The sequence below is a fragment of the Methanothermococcus sp. genome (assembly GCF_015523155.1).
Taxonomy (GTDB): domain Archaea; phylum AGJL01; class Methanococci; order Methanococcales; family Methanococcaceae; genus Methanofervidicoccus.
Genome location: NZ_WAKW01000010.1, coordinates 1 through 7,877, shown reverse-complemented (window position 1 = coordinate 7,877; position 7,877 = coordinate 1). Strand labels below are relative to the sequence as shown.

Genomic DNA, 7,877 nt, shown 5'->3' with positions numbered 1-7,877 from the left:
GTAGCGAAGTGGAGACCTAAAACTAACTTTTAAGTTTTCATCACTATTTTCAATACTAAATTAGAAAACCTTCGGTTTTTTGCTCGCTTACTTCGTAAGTGAAATAAAGAGGATTTATAACGAAAGGGGACTTCTTGCGGAATAAGTTAAATTTTTATATATAATTTAAATATTTTCAATATCTTCAATAGTATTGATGTTGTAATTCTTAATTAAATCATATACTCTTTTTTTTCCATATTTTGCATATTTTTCAATTATTAAATCAACTATATTTACAACTTCATCTTCTGTTTTAACATCTGAAATATGTTTTCCCATTTTTGGAAATTTTCCCCCTTTTCCACCAACATATATTGATATTACTTTATCTTTAACATATAGAGCTCCACAAAGTTTAAGACATTCTCCAGTTCCAATACATTTTTTAGATATTATTTGATTTTTCCAATCTATGGCACCTACCTCACAAAATTCTTCACATCTTCCACAACCTGAACATTCCATACTGTTTATATTCATAGTATATCGAAAGATAATTCCCACATCGCAGAATTTAGCCCATGCACAGTCATTTGGGCAAGCACTTATATTTATTTTTAATTTTTTTGGAACCCATATTCCTTCAAATTCATTGTGCAATATCTCTGCCAAACTTAGAGAGTCTCCAATGGCATTTTGACATTCTCTTCCAATGCATGATTTAATCTGTCTTATACGCTTCCCAGTGGAACCTAATTTAAGTCCTACATCATTCAGCAGTTTTTCTGCATTTTCAAGATATTCATGCTTTATTTTTAATTCTACACCTTGTCTGCTTGTTATATGGACTTTATCTTCGCCATAATGCCTTGCAATATACCCTATAACATTTAATTGTTTGGATGTAATATATCCAGGCTTTAAGGAAATTCTTATCATAAATCCATCCTTTTTTGGAAGAACTCCAAATTTATAGTTTTGGTCACAAAACATTTTTACCATCTAAATTAATATATTATAGTTATAAGATATAATTTAAACAATTATAATAATTTTTTATAATTTTTATAGTATTTAAGTGAAGTAATTATTTTATTTGGTGAGACTGTGGGAATTTTATTAAGTGTATTTGTTCTTTTAATAGGATTGGTATTATTGAATTACGGAAGCGATTGGTTTGTGCTTGGAAGTTCGAGGATAGCAAAATATTTAAATATTTCTAATTTTGTTATAGGTGCCACCGTAGTAGCATTTGGAACATCCCTTCCTGAAATAATTACAAGTGTTTATGCAGCGTATGCAAATTTACCAGGTATTGCAGTGGGAAATTCCCTTGGAAGTTGCATTGCAAATATTGGATTAATACTTGGAATAAGTGCTTTAATAAGTCCAATAGTTATAAAACATGATTCAATTTTAAAAAATGGATATATTTATTTGATATATACAATATTATTATTTATATTGGGGTATAATGGCTTTGGATTTATTAATGGATTGATTTTATTTATACTGCTTTTAATATATATCGTTTATACTATTAGAAATGGAAAGATTCCTACTACTGTTGAAGAGGAGGAGATTAAAAAAATATCCACAACTACGGCAGTAATATTTACTATTGTGGGATTGTTATCAATAATTATTGGAAGTGAATTGTTTGTTGACGGAGCAAAGAATATAGCATCATTTCTTGGAGTATCGGATAAAGTAATAGGATTTACCCTTGTTGCATTTGGAACATCCTTGCCTGAGCTCGTAGTATCAATCACCGCAGTTAGGAGAAAGCTTGGGGATATAGTGCTTGGAAATGTGATAGGCAGTAATATGGCAAATATCGGCTGTGCTTTGGCATTCTCATGCATGATTACACATATTCCACCAGTTAAATTTGAAATGGATATAAATTTATTTCTTGTTATTCTTATGGTAGCATATATGAGTAAAAATTTAATAATTGATAGAATAAAGAGCTATAATATTAATAATAATTATAAGACTAATAACATTGTAGATTTAAAGGAATACTCAAAAATTGGTAGAATAGAAGGCATATTCCTTATTTTAATTTATATAGTATTTATTTTAAAAATATCCAATATATTTTAATAAAAAGTAGAAAAATTAAAGATAAAATTAGTAAAATAAAATGTAAAAATAAAAAATGAAATAAATTAAAAGAATAAAAAATAAATTAAAAAATAAATTAAATAAGTGAAACCATGAAAACTGTAAAAATAAGAGTGAATAGAAATGGGATTTTTGAAGAATATGATGTTCCTGAAAATATAACTGTTTTAGATGCTTTAAATTACATAAATAAAACCTACAACAAAAATATACAATACAGGGCGTCTTGTAGAGCAGGGCAGTGTGGAAGCTGTGCCATGACTATAAATGATGAACCAAGACTTGCCTGTAAAACAAAGGTTAAAGATGGTATGAAAATAGAGCCATTAAAAGGTTTTAATATAATTAAAGATTTAATAGTTGATAGGTCTTCATACTACAAAAAAATATCCAATATACGAAACTATCTACAATATGATGAAGGAGATAATAATGATGAGCTTACAATATATCCAAAGGATATGCATGATTTAAAAGATATAAGAAGATGTATAGATTGTTTAAGCTGTCTCTCTATATGTCCTGCAAGGAAGTTTTCAAATTTTTCTGGTCCAACTTTGATGAGACAGATTGCAAGATTTGCCTTTGACCCGAGGGATAACGGAGATAGGGAAAAGGAAGCCTATTTTGAAAATATATACAACTGCACAACATGTGGGAAATGCGTTGAAGTGTGTCCAAATGAAATAGATATAGTTCATAAAGCCATAGAGAGGTTAAGGGCATTGTCTTTTAAAAGTGGATATTATCTAAAAAATCATTTAAAAGTTCGAGAAAATGTTTTAAAAAGCAATAGGTCAGTGGTGAAGGAAAAAACACCATTATTAGAAGACGAAAATATAAAAGATGAATATATTGTAGAAAATGAAAAAATGAGAGTTGCATTCTTCACCGGATGTTTAGTTGATTATAGGCTCCAAGATGTGGGGAAAAGTGCTATAAGGGTGCTAAATGCCCATGGGGTCTCTGTAATCATTCCAAAAAATCAGGTTTGCTGTGGTTCCCCATTTTTAAGAACTGGTCAAAGAGATATTGCAGATAAGTTAAAAAAGAAAAATTTAGATATTTTTAATAATTTAGATGTGGATGCAGTAGTTACCATATGTGCAGGATGCGGAAGCACATTGAAAAACGATTATAGGGAGAAAGAATTTAAGGTTATGGATATTACCGAGGTTTTGAATACTGTTGGACTTATTGAATACAAACCATTGGATATAAAAATAACCTACCACGACCCATGCCATTTGAGAAGAGGGCAGAAGATATATGTAGAACCACGAAATATTTTAAAAAATATACCTAAATTAAAATTTATAGAGATGGAAACACCTGACCAGTGCTGTGGTGCCGGCGGCGGTGTTAGAAGTGGAAAACCAGAAGTTTCTTCTGCGATAGGTAAAAGAAAGGCTAAAATGATTTATGATACTGATGCAGATTATGTAATTACAGTATGTCCTTTCTGTGAATATCATATAAAAGATAGTTTGAACAAATTTAAAAAGGAAAAAGGGAATTTAAAAGATATTGGGGTTATGAACATCGTTTCATTACTTGATAAGGTAATATAAAAATAAAATAAAAATAGAATAAAATTATTTAGATAATAATTGAGTGATACAATGGATGACATATTGGAAATTGTAGAAAAACTAAAAAATAAGGAGATAAAACCATATCAACTTGACAGCATATTTGATTCAAAAAAATCTGTTGAAATAAGAAGAAAATATATAGAATCCTTAACAAAGACAGATTTTAAGCATATAAACAACTATTCCATAAATGAAAAAGAGGCTATGAAAAAGAACATAGAAAATATGATTGGTGCGGTGCAGATTCCTTTGGGTTTTGCAGGACCTTTAAAGATAAATGGAAAATATGCAAATGGGGAATATTATATACCACTGGCAACAACAGAAGGGGCATTGGTTGCCTCGGTAAATAGAGGTTGTGGAGTTATCACCAAATGCGGTGGATGCACAGTTAGAGTTGTTGATGATAAAATGACAAGAGCTCCGGTAATCAAAACCAAATCTATAACCGATGCTATTAAATTAAAGGAGTGGATTGAAAACAACTTCCAAAAAATAAAAGAGGTTGCCGAAACCACCACAAGACATGGAAAATTAATATCCATTCATCCGATAATAATTGTTGGACGGTATGTATATCCAAGATTTACCTATAAAACAGGAGATGCCATGGGTATGAACATGGTAACCATAGCCACCGAAAAGGCGTGCAATTTCATTGAAAATGAGCTGAAAAAGGAAGAAAACGGAAGTATTAAAGTTCATACCGTAGCATTAAGCGGAAATGTCTGCACAGATAAAAAACCTGCTGGAATAAACTTAGTAGAAGGTAGGGGAAAAACAATAATAGCAGAGGTCTTTTTAAAAGAGGAGGAAATAAAAAAATATTTAAAAACAACTTCAAAGGCAATAGAACAGGTGAATATGTATAAAAACTTTATAGGTTCTGCCATAAGCAACTCAATGGGATTTAATGCCCATTATGCAAATATAATCGGAGCTCTGTTTCTTGCAACAGGTCAGGATGAGGCACATATTGTTGAGGGAAGCTTAGGTATAACGGTTGCAGAATGTGTTGAGGGCGGTCTTTATTTCTCTGTTACACTTCCAGATGTTCCTGTTGGGACTGTTGGGGGTGGAACAAGAGTAGAAACTCAGAAAGAATGCTTAGAAATGATTGGTTGTAGTGGTGGAGGTAAGGCACTTAAATTTGCCGAAATAGTTGGTGGAGCAGTTTTGGCAGGAGAGTTATCACTTATGGGAGCTCTGGCAGCAGGTCATTTAGCAAAGGCACATTCAGAGCTCGGAAGGTAATGCTAAATAATATAAAGACGGTAAATTCTTAAATATTTTTTGATTAAGTATATTATGGTGATGTTGTGAAAAAACCAGTGTTGCATGTAAGGATTCATTACCCAGGTAGTGTATTAGAGGGTGAATTCGATTTTGATGCAGTGGTGAAACTTAAAGATAAATATATGAAATACCTTGAAACAGGTAAAGGGTATGGATTGATGATATTTAATGAAAATGAAAAAAAATTTGCAATAATAAACTTTGAAAATATATGTGCAATAGAAGTTGAAAAAACCCTAATATTCATGGATGAGTATGAAAAGAAATGGGGACGAATTATAGATATTAAATAATAAATAAATATATTAGTTATACTAACAATACATAATGTGATATTATGAAAACCAAAAATTTAAAAATAGCAAAAAATGCCACGATAGTTGGGAATGTGGAGTTTGAAGAAGATGTAAATATATGGTATGGTGCAGTTTTAAGAGGGGATGTTGACAAAATTGTTGTTAGGAGAGGCTCAAATATCCAAGATAACTGTGTAATTCATTGTTCAGAAGGATATCCTACAATAATTGGAGAATATGTTTCAATCGGTCATGGAGCAGTTATTCATGGATGCACTATTGGAAATAATGTTCTTATTGGGATGAATTCAACAATTCTAAATGGTGCAAAAATAGGCGATAACTGTATTGTCGGAGCTCACTCACTAATCACCCAGAACAAAATAATACCACCAAACAGTTTAGTCATAGGTGCTCCTGCAAAGGTTGTTAGAATGTTAAAGGATGAAGAGATAAAATCCATAAGAGATAACGCATTGAGATATATTGAACTATCAAAAAGTTTATAAGATAAAAAAAATAAAAGAATGATAATGATAAATTTTTAAAGATATATTTAATAATAGAAAAATTAAATAAAGAGAGTGAAAATATGGATTCAATAAAATTAGGATTTGTAATTGCAGAATTTAACAGAGATATAACATATATGATGGAAAAGGTTGCAGAAGAACATGCAAAATTCCTAAATGCTGAGGTGAAATATAAAATAATAGTTCCAGGAGCATTTGACATGCCCATTGCAATTAAAAGACTCTTGGAAAAGGATGATATTGATGCAGTAGTAACTATTGGATGTGTAATTGAAGGTGATACAGAGCATGATGAAATAGTTGTTCAAAATGCCGCAAGGAAAATAGCAGATTTATCGTTGGATTACAATAAACCTGTTGCTTTGGGAATTTCAGGACCTGGAATGACAAGATTACAGGCAGAGGAGAGAATAGAATATGGTAAAAGAGCAGTAGAAGCTGCTGTAAAAATGGTAAAAAGATTAAATGAATTAGAATAAAATATATATAAAATAAGTGGTTCTCATGAAAGATGTGTTAAGAGAGGAATTTGATATAATAAAACAGCGTATAAGGAATAGACCTAAGGGTTCTTATGTGGCATATTTAACAGCAGATGATGAAAAAACAGCGTTAAACAAAATCTGTGAGAAAATAGGAGAAGAAGCAGCAGAAACTATCATTGCAGCAAAGGATGGAGTAAAGGATGAGGTTATATTTGAAAGTGCAGATTTAATATTTCATACATTGGTATTGTTGGCATATTCTGGTATCGATTATGATGATATAATGAATGAATTTGAGAGACGAAGAAAAAAATAAAAAATAAAAATATAATAATAAAAATAAAATATAAAATAAAAAAACTTATTACAACTCTTTTTTATCTATTAATTCTTTCAATATTTTTGGAAACATTACCCCCTCTATAAGCCTTAATATATCAGTTCTTGTAATAATACCCACAACCTTGTTTTTATCTACGACTATCAACCTACCAACTCCTTTTTTTTCCATCAAAATAAGAGCATCATATACTTTTTTATCAGGGGATGTAGTCAGAGGATTTTTAACCATGATTTTTTCTATGCAGTCGTTTTCCATATCATTTGAAAGAGCATATGCAAGGTCATGAAGCGTTAAAATACCCACCAGTTTACCTTCACTTATAACTGGAACCCCATTTATATTGTTTTCATAAAATATTTTAGCAGCGTTCTTTATAATTACTTCTGGTTTTAACCATATCAAATTTTCTTTGACTGCTATACTTTTAACACTAACATTTGGAATACTTGCAACACCCATAACATCTATCAACAATATGTGATCTATATCGTCCCTTCCAGCCACCTTACCAAAAATTATTATTTTATTGTGGTAAGTAGGACCTATCTTTACAATATCCCCCTCATTAAATATTTTAGTATCTCCTTTAATATATATCATGGAAGAACAGGATTTTTCATGTGCTACTGTGTCAAAAACTATTTTTTCTACATAAACTCCATCAATTCTTTCGTCTTCCTTATATATGGGCACTATTATTTCTTCTTCTCCATATATTAATCCTATGGCTCTATATGCTTGACTTGTTGGAACATATCCCCCTTTTGGTCCTGGCACCCCATCTACTAAATTCAATGCCCTTAAAGCCTGCATTTGATTTCTAATAGTCCCTGGGTTTCTATTTAATCTAATTGCTATTTCTGTTCCTTTAACAGGTCTATTCTTTTCTTTATATATATCTATTAATTCTTGAAGTATCTCTTTTTGAACAACAGTTAAATCCATAAAAACACCCGTTATAAATGATTATAATATATAATTATAAATTATGATGTATAATAATATAAAAATGTTCTTGTATGTTTTTAGAGGGTTTCCAATTAATAGAAATATAGATAATTATAGATATTTAAAATAACATTCATTATTTATTTTTTAAAAGTTATTAAAGTCCCATTATCCATTAAATAAGATTATAATGTTAAAATACTTAACTTTATTAAAAAACTTCATTTTAAGATTTAGAATTAAATATCCTTTCTCTTTTATCGTTATTC

The 7,877-nt window shown here is 30.3% G+C and carries 9 protein-coding genes; 7 read left to right on the top strand and 2 right to left on the bottom strand.

What is annotated here, in order from left to right; translation table 11 throughout:
- Positions 1-165 precede the first annotated feature (165 nt).
- Complete coding sequence (locus tag F7B34_RS01620; protein ID WP_292459816.1) at positions 166-975, bottom strand: 4Fe-4S binding protein; 810 nt, start codon at positions 973-975, stop codon at positions 166-168.
- A gap of 120 nt (positions 976-1,095) precedes the next feature.
- Between F7B34_RS01620 and F7B34_RS01615 the strand changes: the two genes are divergently transcribed.
- The 7 genes from F7B34_RS01615 to hisE all read left to right on the top strand — a co-directional run bounded on the left by F7B34_RS01615 (position 1,096) and on the right by hisE (position 6,633).
- Positions 1,096-2,091 carry a calcium/sodium antiporter gene (locus F7B34_RS01615; RefSeq protein WP_292459817.1) on the top strand — a complete coding sequence of 332 codons (996 nt, stop codon included), beginning with the start codon at positions 1,096-1,098 and terminating at the stop codon, positions 2,089-2,091.
- A gap of 113 nt (positions 2,092-2,204) precedes the next feature.
- A complete protein-coding gene (tfrB, locus tag F7B34_RS01610) occupies positions 2,205-3,683 on the top strand; it encodes a fumarate reductase (CoM/CoB) subunit TfrB (protein ID WP_292459814.1) in 1,479 nt (492 codons plus the stop codon).
- A gap of 51 nt (positions 3,684-3,734) precedes the next feature.
- On the top strand, positions 3,735-4,961 hold the full coding sequence (gene hmgA, locus F7B34_RS01605) for a hydroxymethylglutaryl-CoA reductase (NADPH) (RefSeq protein ID WP_292459812.1): 1,227 nt from the start codon (positions 3,735-3,737) through the stop codon (positions 4,959-4,961).
- A gap of 65 nt (positions 4,962-5,026) precedes the next feature.
- Positions 5,027-5,296, top strand: a complete 270-nt coding sequence (locus tag F7B34_RS01600) for a hypothetical protein (RefSeq protein ID WP_292459810.1) — start codon at positions 5,027-5,029, stop codon at positions 5,294-5,296.
- Positions 5,297-5,340: 44 nt separating this feature from the next.
- Positions 5,341-5,808, top strand: coding sequence for a gamma carbonic anhydrase family protein (locus tag F7B34_RS01595; protein ID WP_292459809.1), 468 nt, complete (start codon positions 5,341-5,343; stop codon positions 5,806-5,808).
- An 83-nt stretch (positions 5,809-5,891) separates the two neighbouring features.
- Positions 5,892-6,311: a 6,7-dimethyl-8-ribityllumazine synthase gene (gene ribH, locus F7B34_RS01590; RefSeq protein ID WP_292459808.1), complete on the top strand. Its 420-nt coding sequence runs from the start codon at positions 5,892-5,894 to the stop codon at positions 6,309-6,311.
- A gap of 25 nt (positions 6,312-6,336) precedes the next feature.
- The gene (hisE, locus tag F7B34_RS01585; RefSeq protein ID WP_292459807.1) at positions 6,337-6,633 is read left to right on the top strand and encodes a phosphoribosyl-ATP diphosphatase; all 297 of its coding nucleotides are present in this window, start codon (positions 6,337-6,339) and stop codon (positions 6,631-6,633) included.
- Positions 6,634-6,681: 48 nt separating this feature from the next.
- Here the strand turns inward: hisE and F7B34_RS01580 are convergent, their stop codons facing one another.
- The gene (locus F7B34_RS01580; RefSeq protein ID WP_292459805.1) at positions 6,682-7,605 is read right to left on the bottom strand and encodes a CBS domain-containing protein; all 924 of its coding nucleotides are present in this window, start codon (positions 7,603-7,605) and stop codon (positions 6,682-6,684) included.
- Positions 7,606-7,877: the final 272 nt, after the last annotated feature.